Genomic DNA, 17,039 nt, shown 5'->3' with positions numbered 1-17,039 from the left:
TTCACCATGTATAAAAACATGGCATATAATACTAAAAATTTATTATGTGAAGATTAAGAACAACCTAATTTAACCATTACTCTTCTTGGGCCCCAATGACCAACTTCTCCCTTAAATACTCCTGCAATTTGCGTACGACAATTTAAGCAATGTCCAGTATCATCCACCCGATAATCCAATATTCGATACCAATCCCTTACAATCACGGGTAATTTACAATGAGGACAATAAGTGCTGCTGCCGGTTGTATCGTGAACATTTCCCGTATATACATAATGTAAACCTGTCTTGATTGCGATTTCTCTGGCTCTTTGTAAAGTTGAAAATGGAGTCGGAACTTTATCCATCATTTTCCAATCTGGATGAAACGCAGTGAAGTGTAAAGGAACATCAGGCCCCAGGTTAGTCATAATCCATTCAGACATCCTCTCAAGCTCGGCATCCGAATCATTTTCTTCTGGAATCACTAAATTAGTAATTTCAAACCATACACTGGTTTCCTTCTTCAAATAAATGAGCGTATCCAGAACAGGTTGTAAATGAGAACCAGTAATTTTGTAATAAAAATCTTCACTAAAGGATTTTAAATCAATATTAGCAGCGTCCATGAATGAATAAAGCTCCTTACATGGCTCAGGATTAATATACCCTGCAGAAACCGCTACCGAATGAATGCCAAGCTTATGACATTCCTTTGCGACGTCAATGGCATATTCCATAAAAATCACCGGATCATTATAGGTATATGCTACACTGAGGCAGTTCATATTTTGGGCAGCCCTTGCAATATCTTCTGGCATGGCAGTATCTGCCAATGTATCAATATCTCTGGATTTGCTAATATCCCAATTCTGGCAAAACTTGCAAGCCAGATTACATCCTGCGGTTCCGAAAGATAATACAGGACTACCCGGTAAAAAGTGATTCAAAGGCTTTTTTTCAACAGGATCTATGCAATAACCGCTGGAGCGTCCATAGGTAGTCAATTTTATTTGATTATCAAGGTTGGCGCGAACAAAACACAAACCTCGTTGCCCATCGCGCAATTTACAATTACGAGGACAAACATCACATTGTATACGCCCATCTTCTAGCTTATGCCAGTATTTGGTTGGAATAGTATCAAACATCAAATAGCTCACAATCAACTCTTAGTCTATATTTATAAGTATAGTATCTGCAGTTGTTCCGGAGTGTTGTTGTGAGTGTCCGTCAACCAGCCGTAGCTGGCTATTTTTACCCCGACGATCCCCTGATTTTAAAACAAACCGTATTAGATTTTCTGGACAAAGCGCCAATTCACAAGCCTCCTCCAAAAGCAATACTGGTTCCGCATGCTGGTTATGTCTATTCAGGATCTGTAGCAGCTTCTGCTTATGCTTCTTTGCGCGATAAGAAAGATGCCATCAATAAAATTATAATATTAGGCCCCGCACATAGGTTGTATTTCAAAGGTATAGCCTATGATCCTGTCGATAAATTTGCTACACCGTTAGGAGAAATTGAACAAGATAAAGAGTTACTAACTCAAATTATAGATCTACCCTATGTCTATTCACTCCCTGAAGCTCACCAAAACGAACATTGTCTGGAAGTACAATTACCTTTCTGCCAAATGATATTCTCCAAATTTAAAATACTTCCTTTAGTTGTTGGAGAAACAAATCCCCAAGACGTAGCCCGTCTAATAAAGCGAATATGGGGTGGTGATGATACCCTCCTAATCATCAGCTCTGATTTAAGTCATTATCTTCCCTATCACATAGCTCAAAGAGAAGATAAAAAGACTTGTCTTTCCATAGACACTTTAAATGCTGAGGAAATACTTCACGATGCCGCTTGCGGTTATTTTCCACTGCGCGGCTTCCTGTATTTTGCTCGCCAAAATCATATTTACAGTCGTCTGCTCGATTTACGTAACTCAGGCGATACGGCTGGGGATAAAGAACGAGTAGTAGGGTATGCCGCTTATCACTTCTACCAAAAACTTAAATTTTCAGAACATTGCGCAGACGAATTGAAGTACATCGCAAAAGAAACAATACGATTACAAACAGAAGAAAATAAAGCATTAACCATTAATTACAATGATTATAGTCAATTATTACAGATACGAGTTCCTACTTTTATTACTCTAAAAAAGAATGGCATGCTAAGAGGTTGCATGGGAAGCCTGATAGCTAAAGAGCGATTAGCAGATAACGTCATTTACAATTCCATACGGGCAGCAAGTGCTGATCCACGCTTCCCTCAAATTAAACCATCTGAGCTAAAAGAGCTGGCACTAACTATTTCATTAATTAAACCATTATCTCCTTTACACTTTGCCAGTGAAGAAGAGCTCAAATCACAATTGCAAATTGGTATCGATGGTTTAGTTTTAATTTGTGGTTCCTATCAAGCCACTTTTTTACCCTCTGTATGGGAATCTATTAAAACAAAGGATGAATTTATTAATCATTTAAAATTAAAAATGGGGCTTTCAGAAAATTTCTGGTCTTCAGAAATGAGAGCACTTCGCTATTCAACGGAAATAATAAAGTGAAAAACTCATTAATAATGCTCAAATACAAATCCTGCTAAAAATATTATTTTTATAAAGCCCTGATTCAAAATAACAGGACATAAAATTAGCAATTTTGCCAATAACAGGCATATTTTATGCTAGTTTTAAAATATAGGAATTTTGAGATACAAAAAATGGATAATTCATTTGTATTCAATGAAACCACTCTAAAACGTGTACCCCATTTTTTAGTATTAATTATTATTTTACTGTTGGGTCTGCCCTACATAGGTTTAAACTGGGGTTTAGATTTTAGTAATTTGGCAATTACAATAAATAATGGCAATATAGCCGGCTCTCAACTCATAGAGTCTCAAATTCGAGGCTACTTCAGACAAACTCTCTTACAATGGTCAGGATTTTCTCTTGCTGCAGTAACTGTTTTATTAGCATTTACTCAATATCGATTGAGTAATGATAAAATTGCTTTAATCATTGGGCTTGCAATTCTATTCTCTGGCTCGATTGAAGCCCTTCATACCTTGGTTATTGATGGCTTAGCCGTGGAAGCAACGGATAAAAATAACCTGGATGCCTTAATTTGGGTTTTTTCAAACAGTGTTAGTGGCTTAATTCTAATTATCGGACTTTCTTTACTGGTCCATGCAAGCGATAATAAACCAGTACGATTGCTTACTTTTATTCTACTGACTACTTTTTTGGTATTAGCCGCTATCACAGTCATTTATTATGCCGCTGCAATAATTCAAATTCCTGATATGTGGCTTTATGATTCTTATGTTTCCAGGCCTTTTGAACTCATATCTGTCTTTATCTACCTTATGTTGATGATTATTGTTTACCCAAAGACCTATGCGTCTTACCCGACTATTTTATCTGATTCTGTATTCTATATGTCCCTCACCCAAGTCGTCTTGGCTATCTACATCATGTTATTATCAACAACTCCGTATGACAGTGCCTTTAATATCGCTTATTTTCTCAAAGTGGTTGTTTATTTCATACCTTGCACCTGTTTTGTAATTAATTACGTTTTTTCTTATTCGGCAGTACTGGAAGGGCAAAAAAACTTAAAAATAAAACAAGAAGAATTAAAATACATGGCTTCTCATGATCCTCTGACAAATCTATTTAATCGTAGGGAGTTTGAAGAGTTGCTTGATAAATCCATTGCCAACGCCCAAAGAAACAACTCTTCACTGGCTCTACTGCTCATTGATTTAGATAATTTCAAGGCAATAAATGACACATTTGGTCATTTTCATGGCGATGAACTTTTAAAACAATTCGCCAATCGATTGGTTTTATTAGTTCGAAAAGGTGATCTTTTATCCAGAGTAGGAGGAGATGAATTCACACTGATCTCTCTAAATATAGAATCTCCCTCTAGCGCACGCCATTTGGCAGAACGAATTTTAAATGAATTAAACAGTCCCTACACTATCAATGGCAAATTGATCACCGTAACGGTCAGTATAGGCATATCTATTTTCCCTGACGATGGCAATACCACAGAAGATCTATTAAGAAAAGCAGACTTGGCCATGTATAAAGCAAAAAACTCCGGGAAAAATACGTATCAATTTTATACTGAACAACTAGGTTACTCACAACATAGGGAATCCGAGTTGGAATCTCATCTTCGAAAAGCGTTACAAAATGATGAATTTGAACTGTATTACCAACCCAAATTTAACCTGATTAATATGGAGATTATTGGCGCAGAAATTCTTTTACGCTGGAATAATGAAGCCTTGGGAAATGTGTCTCCAAATGAGTTTATACCTGTAGCTGAAAGCACAGGATTAATAACAGAACTGAGTCAATGGGTATTACAAAAATCCTGTGCACAATTAATGCGTTGGGCTAATCAATACAGCAAGATGCTTTCCTTTTCCATTAATATTTCTCCTGTGCAATTAACAAATCCACAATTTCCTAAAATTCTTGAAAAAATATTACAAGAATATCAATACCCTGCAGAATATCTTGAACTCGAAATTACTGAAAATGCTTTAATGGGTGATCAAGATGAAATCTCCGAAATGCTTCATGTCATTTCTGGCTTGGGAATAAAGCTGTCATTGGATGATTTTGGCAAAGAATACTCCTCTCTTAACAGACTAAAAACTCTCCCCATTGACAGCTTAAAAATTGATAAAACCTTTATCTCTGATATACATAACGAACATGAAAAAGTAGTCATCATAGACATCATTATTAAATTGGCTAATGAGTTAGGAATGAGTATTGTTGCTGAGGGCATTGAAACCATACCTCAATTAAAATATCTCGTGTCAAGAAAATGTCATTTTGGTCAAGGTTTTCTCCTGAGTAAACCCTTGACCGCAGATGAATTCACTGCAATGGCTTATACCAAGTTCGGAAAAACCAAATCTAACGCAAAAGTAATTTCATTAATCAACAATAACAGGCTTTAATTAAAACCATGTACTGGCTCTTTGAGAGTGAATTTCGTATAAATGCTATGCATTTATTTTACTTGATATCGTTCATTTAGAGATATAAAAGGCATTTCTTTGCCTTTTATATCGAATTCATATTGATTAATCACGAAAATTTTCATACTGCAAAGGCAATTCAATATTTGATTTTTTTAATAAAGCAATGGTTTCCTGAAGATCATCTCGCTTTTTTCCAGTCACTCTCACTTTATCTCCCTGAATAGAGGTTTGAACTTTGGCTTTGGTGTCTTTGATGTACTTCACTATCTCTTTAGCAGTAGGTTGGTCAATGCCTTGTTTAAAAGTCATGGTAAGAGTATAGAATTTTCCACTATGAACAGGTTCCTCTTCTATATCCACTCCTGAGGTACTGACGTTACGTTTGGAACAATGATTCCTAAATAAATCTTCAAGCTGACGCACCTGAAAATCTGATTCAGAACGCAAAGTAACAGTGAGATCTTTCAGCTCGATAGTAGCCTCTACCCCACGAAAATCAAATCTTGTACTCACTTCACGCACCGCATTATCTACTGCATTACGCAAATCCACTTCATTCATTTTAGAAACGATATCAAAAGAAGGCATAAACAATCCGTTAAAATTAAAATTGTAATTTATCAAAAAACAGGGGCAGGTGAAAGAAATGGCACATCCATTTTCTTTCTTGCAAGAATTTAAGTTGTTTTAAAATAAATCAATTGATTAACTATTGCATAATTACGCAAACAGTGTTATCAAATAAAATTGGAAGAAAAATTACCCAGTTGGTTATGGATATTATTAATCGGCAGCAAAAAAAGCTATTGCTAATCTAGTGCTAATCTGGAATTACCTTAAGTTTTTTTTTGCTTTCTCAAGGAGTGAGAAGTATGGGAAAGGAAAAGAGAGAGCTTGAAGCTTCATATATACCGCTACCTAAGAAAGGACGTTTTTGGATTCATTCTGAAAGTTGCTACACGGAGGAAGAGTTAAACTTCAGAGAGTGGATTTTAAAAACTCGTTCCAATTCAGGGATTCATCCGGATTATCTTAATAATCCCAGCTCCTGGTTTGCCAGCGACGATCAAGCATTCGTTAATCTTTATGAACATGCCTGGTTTTATTCGAATGCCTACAAGCCGAGGCATGTGTTAAGCCTTGATGATTTCCATGTCCAACCCATTGATAATCAGCGCCTTCAATGGCCACAACTTTATGACTTAATGCAAAAAGTAGGTGACTATCTTTTATTAAGAAATAGAGATCTACCTCCTGAACATTTAAACCAACCCATGAATTTTGTCCTTCTTGATGTGAACAACATCTTAAAAGGGCTAAGTCAGAACAACAACATACAACAAGTAAAAGATCAACTTGAGTCAGTCACTCGCTACCTGCGTACTATTGAAAAAAATATTTCGCCGCTGGTTGGATCGGACCGATTATTTTTAGCCAATTTTCGCAAAACAGTGGATAATAAAATTCACCCACATCTGGATCATATTCTGGAAACTCAACTCCTAAGAGATAAACTGGGAGAGCTGTCAAAAGACATCAGAAAATTATCCAGTGAACGAAATAGAATCTTGCATTATGCTCTGAATGCCAATCCGGTCAATCCCCACTCTTATGAATTTGAACTGGATAAAATCAGTGACTCCGCTTCATATCCAACCCAAGCAGCCAAACATTGTGCACAAAAATCAAATGAATTAGTAGCAGATCCCCTGCCTATACTTCATTTGACTAAAGAGCAATTAAGTGATTGCCCTCACTTCAAATTAATCACAATGAAAGATGAGATCCTTGATCATTATGCCAAAGCAGTCTCTGATCTTAACGAGTTGGAACGATTTCAGAAGGTCATCCAGGAAATCATGGATCTTCTGGGGCAGGCTGGTGAAGTCTATACTGTTCATCAATTCAAACATCAAATGCAATCTCTGCTGACACAAATTGATAGTTTTATTGACGCTTCGTCAGAACACATTGATGAAATAATTGATGCGAACACCCAATCTTATCATAAAGCAATACAAGAGGAACAAAATTTATCCTTTTGGAAAAATTGGTTAACTAATGAAAAAGAGAAACTAAAGATTTTTATTAAAAATCAGGACACACTCTCTCAATTTCCATCCAGCTCTTCTGATCTCAAAAAAACGAATAAGGCTTTAAAAAGCCGGGTCAATGAAGTCATTAGTCATTTAAATCAACCTAAATTAAAAGAAACGTCCTTTGAAGCGATAGCTGGGCAAACTCAAGCGCTTAATAAATTGATGTTGTCAATGCATGATTGGATGAAAATCCAGCATGAATTGAAAGGGCTTCCGCTTCCCCAACCACCTGAACCACTCAAGATAATGCCAACTCCTATACCAACAGTTGATATGTACTCTTCTCCCCCGCCTTCACTCAATGCATATAAGCCAATGTTTACTCCCCTGCCTGGCAATACAACAGCTCCTTGCGCACCTGATAATAATCAATGCACAACCCCGTCCAGCTCTCCCACACAAAACTCTTTGGGTTATTTAGGATTAATTGCCTTGATCCCTATTGGGGTCATAGCCTTATATTTGATTATTCAATGGATGAATAAAAAAGAAGCTCAAACACAAATATCTGGCACAGAAGAAGAGTTCAATAAGATAAAAGAAAAATTTGAAGATCTATTAACCGAACTTAAAGGCTTCGAGCATGCGGAAGAGATCGATCTTTCAGATGACTATTATTTCATTGTGCAAGATTATGAGGAATTAATAAAAAAAGCAAAATCAAACCATTATGATGTAGAAGCATTACAAGATACTTATCATGAATTAGAAGATCTCTATGAAGAGCATTGTAACCCCAACAAGGAATCACTGAAATTTTAACTCCATTTTAAATATTATATTTCATATTGCCCCTCAATCCACCCCCAGGGGCAATAAGTTAAGTCTTAACTATATGTTTTATATAAAAAATGACTCTCAGTTGAAGATAAAAATTCATTTAATTTTATTAAGTTACTGCCTGCAATCAAAGGATTTTTTTCGGTACTGGTCATACTTTGTTGAGGAAGCCAAGGATTATCAATGACCATATTTGAAGAAATCATATGGGTAGCGACGTATCTAAAAAATCCTGCCATTTGATTCTTTTTCGCAACATTGGCATGAGGCGATGATCTTTTTCTTTCAACGATATCCCTGTCTTCCTTTCTGGTGTAATTGTCATTTATTTGGTTGGATTGTAAATAAATTTTGAGTTTTTCTGTTTGATTCCTTAAAGAGGATAAATACTCACCAGCAAAAATTCCTTCGACAATAATGATATCAGCAGGAATAATCGTCATTTCCCCATTCAATACCCTATCACTATTTGCCATATCATAGGTCGGCCTGAATATGGTTTTACCAGCCTCTAAATCCTGCAAATGCTGTTGAATTAACGTTTGTTCCAGAGCTTCAGGAACATCAAAATTCTTTGGCTTGTCTGGATCTATCATGCTTTTGGGCAAGTAATAATGATCCAGATTCAATATCGCAACCGTTAAATGTTGTGCTTCTGCTATTGATTTAATTTCTTCCGAAACAGTCGTTTTGCCGGTCCCAGTTCCTCCAATGACAAAGATAAATTTAGACACGTAATGTTCTCTTGCGGTCAAAAAAAGCATTATAATAACTGAGGAACAAATTACAATAGAAGCAAGTCAAGTGCTCAAAAATTTATCAATCAAGCCATTTTAAAGATTGTGGATAAAATAAAATCATTGCGATAAATGACAGTATAAAAAAAACATATATTTCAATAAGTGATTGATAATTATATGTTTTCATTTAAAACAAAGCAAACTTCCTCTAATCATGTTATCCACAAAATCTGTGTATATCTTTGTGAATACCTTGTAAAAGTTCTAGTAAAATCAGTATCAAATAACGATGATTTTTTACTTACCAATCTGATAAGGGCTCAAAAATGAGATTGCAGCATATTGATTATAAACTCCTCACATAAACGCAATTGCTCTACCTCAACATATTCATTGGCTCTATGGGCTTGTTCGATACTACCTGGACCACATACAATAGTGGGAATGTCTGCCTGTTGAAATAACCCTGCTTCTGTGGCGTAAGCTACTTTCATCAGTTTATCACTCTGGCAAACTGTTTGAGCCGCTCTTACTACTGGATCTGTAATCGGCGTATCCAAACCAGGAGCTTTTGCTATGGTATCAAGATTAACATTAGAGTCAGGGTGATCACGATGCAGGTTAGGAACAAGCTCTTCCTTAACATAGGACATAATTTTCTGGTTTAATTCCTCAGAACTATCAGCAGACAAATTTCTAAACTCAAAAACAAACTCACACAAACTTGGAATAGTGTTATAAGCATTACCGCCTTTGATCAGATTGGTAGTTAGCGTGGTGTATGGAACGTCATAAGAAAAATCCCGATTTCCATGTTTTTTAAATTCATTAGCCATCCCGCGAAGATAGCTTATAAAGGCCGCAGCATGCTCGATAGCATTACATCCTTGATTCGTTAATGAAGAGTGAGCTGCAACACCGTGGATTTGACAACGATAAGAATATTTGCCTTTATGACCCACAACAGGCTTCATTAAAGTTGGTTCACCTACAATACAAGCACGAGGTTGATAATTGAGTTCCAATATTTTATCGATCAGCGAAGGTACACCAAGACAACCAATTTCCTCATCATAAGAAAATGCAAAATGAACTGGAAAGTCCAGATTCATTTCTTTCAACTGAGGGACTAACGCCATCACGACCGCAATAAATCCTTTCATATCACACGCGCCACGACCATACACTTTGTTATCTTTGAGAGTGGCTTGAAAAGGATCGCTATCCCATATTTGACCATCAACAGGAACAACATCAGTATGACCAGAGAGAATGATTCCTCCCTCCAAATGCCTCTGTTTTCCTGGTAACGTGGCTAATAGATTAGCTTTTTGCTCTTTACTATCGTGAATTAAGACAGGATTAATTTTAAAATCATTTAACCCGTTCGCTAAATACTCAATTAGTGATAGATTAGAGTTCCGCGAAGTAGTATCAAAAGAAATGAGATGTTTTAACCAATCTAAAGTCGTCATATTCATACCTTTTAAATTGCAACGAGATGTTCTCGATGATGCTCAGATGTCTCCCTCTCTTCCTGATAAGAAAGAACTGCCATCAAACTGATAGAAACTGTTGTCATTTGATAATAAGTAAAAACCATAGGGTTTTTAGTATATTCAATCAATGCGGTGATAATAAATGGAGCAAAACCACCAAACAACATGATAGCTGAATTATAGCTGACAGCTAAACAGGTAGATCGTATTGATGGTGGAAATAAAGAGCTCACCGTAATGGTCAACACCCCAAAATAGGCACCAATACACAAACCTAAAATGCTTTCAACCAAAATGAGAATACTTACACCAGGATGTTGGTTCAGCAAGAAAAGCAAAGGATAAATTAATCCAAAATAACAAGCCAAAGCACATAACATAATTATTTTTTTGCCTATTCTATCCGACAGCGCTCCAAAAAAAGGAATAGTAAGAATACTGACTAAAATTCCAACTGCAGCACCTAAATACGCCTCTGTCAACGATAAATTCAAATACAATTTACAATAGGTAGGCATATAACTGAATAAAGTATAAATCGAGCCTGTACAACCTGCTACGAGACTAAAAGCAATCAACAAGGAACGTTTTTGTTGCTTTACCAAAATAAATAATTGCCCTGTCCCCTTTTGCTCTTTCTTCCATGCGAACTCTCGTTGCAATCGACGCCTTAAAATCCATCCTAAAGGTAGAATCAAAAGCCCTAAAGCAAAAGGTATTCTCCAGGCAAATTGATATAAGGTTTCATTGGAACAATAGAGAGTTAAAATAAGGCACGCTGAAGAACCCATTAATATTGCCAAGAGCTGGCCTACCATTTGTAAGGAAGTGTAAAACCCTTTTTTATCGCTTGGGGATAAGCTAACCAATAGAGAGCTGGAGATTCCAAATTCCCCGCCAGTTGCAAGGCCTTGCAACAATCGTGCAAAGACAATGACACAAGTAGCTGCCAAACCTATTGTGGTATAGGTTGGTGTAAAAGTAATCAGCATGGTTGCAGCAGCCATTAAATAAAAAACCAGCATTAAGGCTTTATGATGCCCATGTTTGTCTGCCCAAACTGCTAAAAAAACACCACCCAGAGGCCTTATTACCAGAGCTACTCCAGAACTTGCCATTGTAGCTAATAGGGAAATCACACGATTATGACTTGGAAAAAAAGCTTGGGCAATAAAAAGCAGCATGAAGTTATAGATCATGAAATCATACCATTCCATAGCATTGCCAATACATATTGCTCCCAGAGTTTTAAAGGAGGTATTCGATGTATTCATGTTTCCTTACAAGAGTAAATTTAGAGAAAAACACATACTAGTAGAATACAAAAAAAATTGCCATGATTTATAAGAAGCCAACATCAATATTAATTTTACTGGTAATTCCTTTCTAACTGATTTAAATTATTCACTTTTATAATAATAAACATGGAATGAGTTACTAAATCATGAAAAAATTTATCCTGTTCCCCTTAATTTCTGCCCTGTCCAGTACTTTTGTCCATGCTGGTGGTATGGGTGATTCCAATTCTTGTTGCTCTACTTTTGTGTCACTTGAGGGTGGATACACCTGGAGTTCTATTGATGGATACAATTTCACTATAGTCGGTACCAACAATACGCTCACCTCGACAGAAGATAAACAAGGCTATAGTGGTCGCCTGGCTGTCGGTGTGCTGAGTATGATAGATGATCAATATGGATTCACAGGCGAAGTAGGCTGGGGTTACTATGGTAGAACTACTATTAATCCAAGTGTTGCAGGAGCTTTAGGCCAGATTCCAGCTGCCTTGACGATCAAACATACCTTGAGCGGATTTGATGCCCTGCTCGGCGTTACCTATTTTCAAAACTATTTTAGCTGGTCTGCCAAGGCAGGCGCGCTCATTCAAAATATGCAAGTAGACACTAGCGCCTTTTTCACTCCTCAAATATTTCCTATAGTGGATAATTTTGATATGAAAACGAACAGGACTGCTGTCTTGCCAGCAGCAAAGTTGGGAGTTGCCTATAACTTTGATTCTAACTGGGCTATTACTGGCTCTTATTTGTTTGCGCTTGGCGCAAATCCAGGAACAACCGCGACTTTCAATCCTAATACATTAAGGTCCAGTTTGAGCATTGACGATGAAAACCCCATGATGAATGCTATTTTGTTTGGGGTTCAATATACTGCTTAATTCAATATTATTTAAATCTGTAACCTTCTTATGAAGTCAGGTGTTTGCAAATGGACATAAAGTCTTAAGGCTTTTGAAGTTTGATAAAACACCTTGACCTCACAATATGCTCGTAATTCACTCCTCAACAAACAAAGCATATGAATGAACACAGTAAAGTAACCCTCATGATCATTAAAATATGCATGGGAAGTAATTTCAACAGGACTTGTTATTTTTATAATGATCTACCGTATGATTTATTAAGCAAATATAATACCTCTTCATCCTCTGTCTGGGAGAAATCCTCATACCAAAGACCCACAGCGTTAAAAGACAGGGGGGATATAAGACAAACATACTCATCCGCAACATTTTTCATTATGTCGTTCATATCCTCAGGCGCTACAGGAACCGCTACTATAATTTTTTTAGGTGATTCCTTACGTAAAGCAAGCACAGCAACACGCATGCTAGCTCCTGTGGCAATGCCGTCATCAACCAGGATTACGATTTTATTTTTTAAATCAGGAAAAGGTTTGTCACCACGATAAGTTCTATTCCGCCTTGCTAATTCGTTTTCTTCTTGAGAAATGACCTGATTGATGTCTTTTTGAGAAAGTTGCAAATACTGCAGCAACTCTTCATTATAGACTGTTATTTTATTACTGGCCAAAGCACCAAAAGCTAATTCTTCATGTCCGGGAACACCCAGTTTGCGAACAATCATTAAATCCAATGGGGCATTGATTACCTCTGAAATCATTGCAGCTACAGGGACTCCTCCACGAGGTAATGCAAGCACTATGACATCATTTCGATTCGCATATGATTTAAGTTTGTATCCTAATAATTGGCCAGCTTGATAACGATCTTGAAAGCGTTCCATTTCTCTACTCAATTATCTGCCCTGCTACTTTTATTGTAGTTCAGATCTGGAAATTATCCTGCTGTCAACAAACGCTTATTTATAATTTATAACAATTAATTTTCTCTGAATTTTAGGAGACATAACTACCTATGTAATATTCCACTATTGGAATCAATGCCAGATACAAGGAATGACTGTATACCCCAAGTGGCCGCTCAAAAATAAAAAATGAATTAATGTATAGAATAAAAATATCAATAGCCAAAAAAAATGGCATTATTTTAGGCATAATGTAAAAATTAACTCTATACTTATGCTGTATGCTAAAAAACAAGTGAAGCAATTTAAGGAGAATACAATGAATACGCATACCATGTGTTTTTCAAAGTTGTTACGCCATGTTGTTATGGTTAGCCTGCTGTTTATGGCTGTGTCTTTTGTATCCACAGCAAATGCGGCTCAGGGATGCGGGGAAGGATATCATCGAGCCATTCATAATGGCACCTGCGTTCTGAACTATCCAGGTGCCTTTGCAACCCCGGCGCCGGCACATCCAGGCTGTTGGCGTAATATGTGGGGACAATTGCGTTGCTATAGATACTAATTCAAGCTTACAAATATAAACATATTAAACCTTATTTTTTGCTGTTATATTTCTGATATTACTAGCAAAAATAAGGTTTTATTCATAGAAAAATAGTTGTTCTAAACGCCTGAGAAACCTGAAGGCTTTTCCAAAACCTTGGTTTTCTCGGGTGCCTGCAATTTTCCTGTTAAAGCAATATATATCCCGAACAGAATTAAACTTCCGCCTATGATTTGCGAAATACCCGGGACATCACCTAATATCAAATAGGAAAAAACAATAGACATTAGAGGTATTATTGATGAACTGATTGCAACCTCTGCAACTGTTGCATGTTTCATACCTAGCATGCTGAAATAATACCGCAACGCAATAATAACACTCCCATAAAAGAGCATCCACTCCCATAAAAACGGGGAAAAAAGATCAGCAAAATGATGCCAACCAAACATAAAAATCACTATAAAAAAGAATAAAACAAGCCCCAATAACATTTTTAAAATACTAAATAGATAATGAGGTAATCTTCTAAGAGCATGAAAACCAATAATGGTTGAAGCAGTACTGGAAACTACTGCCAAAAAAATACAAATTTCACCTGAACGAGGAACAGAGCTAAGAAGAACATAAAGAGGAGCTGTTTTCATTTCAGGATTAGGAGTTGGATTACCTGAAACTCCTAACCAATATTGAAGAAAAACAATTGTAAATACGCCCAAAGTAGCCAAAAAAGCTCCTATGGTTACTCGAATATTAGGCACTTCTCCCAAAAAAACCCAGCCGGCTAATAAAGTCATAGGAATCTGTAAATTGGAAATAAGAACAACATTAATCACATTGGCATACATTAATCCTAAAAAAAATAAGGTAGGCGTTAAAAAGCCTGCGAACAAAGCAGCCAGAAAAATTAAACACCAATTTTTCATTGTTAAATGTTCTGGTTGAAGTCCTTTTAGCTCTCTAAAATGAATTAAAATCAAAGTGAGAACTGCAATGAGGTTTCCGGCAAATAGGACATTACAAAACGAAATCGGATTACGACCATTCACCAAATGCTCATTCCCAAGAGCGATCAGTTTTGCTATAACAGGGTTAGCGGCACTTATTATGAGCGAACTAAGGAATAAATATAGTATTCCCCTATGTCGAAACAGTATCTTAATTTTCTCCCCCTATATCCTTATCAAGGCCTTAATTTTATATACTCAATTTTACCTGTATCAATATCTTTTTTCAGATCAGATGAAGCAATAAATCGTATATCTTGATTAGCTCCTCCCAATGCACAATCGAATGGCATGGATAGAGTATGCACGACATTAATAATCTTACCTTTCGGATCAATACATAAAACTTCTTGAGATTCCTTAAGTGCAGCTAAAAATTTACTTTATAAATCTCCCTTACAGCAAAATATGCTGCAATAAGAGGAGAGAAAAGAAATAATACAATTAAATCCACGTTTATTTATTAAGATAAAAAACCAGTTTCTATCTGTCCGTTGCGCATCTATGCTCAATAACAATTAGCTGCCGGTTGAAGATGGTTTAGTAGAAGATGGTTCGATGTCAGTAAACTCATCAGTCATATCTCCTGGTATTTTTTTAGCAACTTCTGTTGTATAACGCTCGGGATGTTTTCTAAAAAACTCAATCCCTATATCACGTAAACTGGGAGGACTATTCATGGCTTTATAATTCGAATAATTTAAAGCCAGGAAAAACCTGTCATCCCCTCCATCTTCTGAATTACTTCCAAGAATTGTGAGTCCAGGATAGATTGACTGCAGCTTCTTATTATATTGATCTGCCACTTTTAATTCTTTACCTTTCTCTTCAGTATCTTTAACTTTCTCTTCCGTATCAAGATCAAGAACAGAAAAAGTAACGCGGTATTCTATTAGTTTCGATGAGGGATTATATTCCCATTTGTAATATTTCTCTTCCGAAGAAGATATCGGTAATGGTCTAAATCGATTTAACAATTCTGCAACACGCTTGGCATAAAACGAAAAAACCTTTTCAGGATCAAAAAGAACGACACGAAACTGACCTGGCTCTTGCTTTGACTCACGTACCTTTAATCGTGCCTTTTCAGGGAGTATTTGTTTTAATGATTTAAATAATTCCTGGGCATCGTCTTTACTCATCAAAGGAGATACAATAAGATCTCTCCTGTTGGATTCAAATTTTACAGATTTCCCAGTACGATCCTCATAGAGATCATGAATAAAAGCTATTAATTCTTTCATATTAATTACTAATCATATTGTTTAATATATATACAATTTAGTAATAATTAATTATGATGTCAATATTTATAACTGGATCACAAAAGCTAGATAGCATACTCCATAAGCTAATATTAGCCCCTGACTAAAACCAAAAAAACTATTCAAACTTCCCTTTTTCTAAAAAGCTCAGGACAAGTTTTTTTACTTTTGAATCATACATAATAAAAGTATGAGTATTGTTAATAATGACTTGCTCTGTTTGTCCCTGCAAACGAGCGTAGTCTGGCGGAACTTTGGCATCAAACCGCCCAGCGATTATCCCCATTTTGATATCAGGTACAGGAACACGGTGCACATAGGATGTTTGCTCGGAACTTAATTCAGCCAAAGGTTTTATGAAGTAGGGAATCATCGGAAATAATTTAATGGATAACTTTGCCAGCTTAGAGCCTTGATTAGGAGGAGCCAACATAATGAGATAACCTACGTGTTTTAATTGTTTCTGAGACAATTTGGATAACGCTTCCCTTACAATAATGCCACCAAGACTATGAGTAACAAAATGAATTTTTATTGCCGGATTATTCTCAAGTATTGATGCAATAAATTGATTTAAATACGCTCCATGCTCTTGAATATTGTATCTGGCGGAAGGGTATTTATACAAATAGACCTGATATCCCTGAGCTTCCAGATAGGATTTTAATGGTTTCATACTCACGTAGGTACGCATTAAACCATGAATTAGTACAATGACCTCTCCACGATGCCTGGAGTTCATTTCACCTGAAGAACGATTTATCTGTATTGGATTGCTGGTATCTGGGGAATAGGCATAAACCTTGGCAAAGGTAACTATTCCAAAAAATATCATCAGAATTATTTTTATACTTCGATTTTTATTGATAATGGAATGACCCACTATTATCTCTATTATTGATTTGATTAAAGTTATTCTTTCTATAGATAAACTTAAAATGATTATTAATCAAGAATATCAATTCAATTATTACATTGATTTTAGTGTAAACTTATTCAGGATGAAAATAAAACTAACAAACAAGCTCATCATTACCTCATGAGA

14 protein-coding genes are annotated in these 17,039 nt (G+C 36.2%); 5 read left to right on the top strand and 9 right to left on the bottom strand.

The features are described 5' to 3' along the window. Positions 1-53 precede the first annotated feature (53 nt). The gene (amrS, locus tag CC34_RS0107620; RefSeq protein WP_028379340.1) at positions 54-1,130 is read right to left on the bottom strand and encodes an AmmeMemoRadiSam system radical SAM enzyme; all 1,077 of its coding nucleotides are present in this window, start codon (positions 1,128-1,130) and stop codon (positions 54-56) included. Positions 1,131-1,201: 71 nt separating this feature from the next. On the opposite strand from amrS, the gene amrB reads away from it, so the two are divergent. Next, a complete protein-coding gene (gene amrB, locus CC34_RS0107615) occupies positions 1,202-2,545 on the top strand; it encodes an AmmeMemoRadiSam system protein B (RefSeq protein WP_028379339.1) in 1,344 nt (447 codons plus the stop codon). A gap of 155 nt (positions 2,546-2,700) precedes the next feature. Then, the gene (locus tag CC34_RS0107610; RefSeq protein WP_032833101.1) at positions 2,701-4,968 is read left to right on the top strand and encodes a putative bifunctional diguanylate cyclase/phosphodiesterase; all 2,268 of its coding nucleotides are present in this window, start codon (positions 2,701-2,703) and stop codon (positions 4,966-4,968) included. 126 nt (positions 4,969-5,094) lie between these two features. Here CC34_RS0107610 and CC34_RS0107605 read toward each other — a convergent pair whose 3' ends face one another. Beyond that, positions 5,095-5,580 carry a YajQ family cyclic di-GMP-binding protein gene (locus CC34_RS0107605; RefSeq protein WP_027227748.1) on the bottom strand — a complete coding sequence of 162 codons (486 nt, stop codon included), beginning with the start codon at positions 5,578-5,580 and terminating at the stop codon, positions 5,095-5,097. 260 nt (positions 5,581-5,840) lie between these two features. Here CC34_RS0107605 and CC34_RS0107600 point away from each other — a divergent pair, with 260 nt between their 5' ends. After that, positions 5,841-7,853: a spectrin repeat-containing protein gene (locus tag CC34_RS0107600; protein ID WP_080274152.1), complete on the top strand. Its 2,013-nt coding sequence runs from the start codon at positions 5,841-5,843 to the stop codon at positions 7,851-7,853. Positions 7,854-7,918: 65 nt separating this feature from the next. Here the strand turns inward: CC34_RS0107600 and CC34_RS0107595 are convergent, their stop codons facing one another. The 3 genes from CC34_RS0107595 to CC34_RS0107585 all read right to left on the bottom strand — a co-directional run bounded on the left by CC34_RS0107595 (position 7,919) and on the right by CC34_RS0107585 (position 11,384). Beyond that, a complete protein-coding gene (locus CC34_RS0107595; protein ID WP_027227746.1) occupies positions 7,919-8,605 on the bottom strand; it encodes a nucleoside/nucleotide kinase family protein in 687 nt (228 codons plus the stop codon). Positions 8,606-8,931: 326 nt separating this feature from the next. Continuing rightward, a complete protein-coding gene (gene argE / locus CC34_RS0107590; RefSeq protein WP_027227745.1) occupies positions 8,932-10,086 on the bottom strand; it encodes an acetylornithine deacetylase in 1,155 nt (384 codons plus the stop codon). An 11-nt stretch (positions 10,087-10,097) separates the two neighbouring features. Further along, on the bottom strand, positions 10,098-11,384 hold the full coding sequence (locus CC34_RS0107585; protein ID WP_027227744.1) for an MFS transporter: 1,287 nt from the start codon (positions 11,382-11,384) through the stop codon (positions 10,098-10,100). A 170-nt stretch (positions 11,385-11,554) separates the two neighbouring features. On the opposite strand from CC34_RS0107585, the gene CC34_RS0107580 reads away from it, so the two are divergent. Further along, on the top strand, positions 11,555-12,286 hold the full coding sequence (locus tag CC34_RS0107580) for an outer membrane beta-barrel protein (RefSeq protein WP_027227743.1): 732 nt from the start codon (positions 11,555-11,557) through the stop codon (positions 12,284-12,286). Positions 12,287-12,503: 217 nt separating this feature from the next. Here CC34_RS0107580 and CC34_RS0107575 read toward each other — a convergent pair whose 3' ends face one another. After that, on the bottom strand, positions 12,504-13,154 hold the full coding sequence (locus CC34_RS0107575; RefSeq protein WP_027227742.1) for a phosphoribosyltransferase: 651 nt from the start codon (positions 13,152-13,154) through the stop codon (positions 12,504-12,506). Positions 13,155-13,494: 340 nt separating this feature from the next. On the opposite strand from CC34_RS0107575, the gene CC34_RS0107570 reads away from it, so the two are divergent. Next, a complete protein-coding gene (locus CC34_RS0107570) occupies positions 13,495-13,740 on the top strand; it encodes a hypothetical protein (protein WP_027227741.1) in 246 nt (81 codons plus the stop codon). A gap of 101 nt (positions 13,741-13,841) precedes the next feature. On the opposite strand, the gene CC34_RS0107565 is transcribed toward CC34_RS0107570, so the two are convergent. The 3 genes from CC34_RS0107565 to CC34_RS0107550 all read right to left on the bottom strand — a co-directional run bounded on the left by CC34_RS0107565 (position 13,842) and on the right by CC34_RS0107550 (position 16,877). Continuing rightward, the gene (locus CC34_RS0107565) at positions 13,842-14,879 is read right to left on the bottom strand and encodes a DMT family transporter (protein ID WP_027227740.1); all 1,038 of its coding nucleotides are present in this window, start codon (positions 14,877-14,879) and stop codon (positions 13,842-13,844) included. Positions 14,880-15,247: 368 nt separating this feature from the next. Continuing rightward, complete coding sequence (locus CC34_RS0107555; RefSeq protein ID WP_027227739.1) at positions 15,248-15,973, bottom strand: hypothetical protein; 726 nt, start codon at positions 15,971-15,973, stop codon at positions 15,248-15,250. A gap of 139 nt (positions 15,974-16,112) precedes the next feature. After that, on the bottom strand, positions 16,113-16,877 hold the full coding sequence (locus CC34_RS0107550; RefSeq protein ID WP_027227738.1) for a lipase family alpha/beta hydrolase: 765 nt from the start codon (positions 16,875-16,877) through the stop codon (positions 16,113-16,115). Between the last annotated feature and the right edge of the window lie 162 nt (positions 16,878-17,039).

This window comes from Legionella pneumophila subsp. fraseri, from assembly GCF_000586315.1.
Taxonomy (GTDB): Bacteria; Pseudomonadota; Gammaproteobacteria; order Legionellales; family Legionellaceae; genus Legionella; species Legionella pneumophila_B.
Note: the sequence above shows the minus strand (reverse complement) of the source record. Positions and strands in the feature narration are given on the sequence as shown.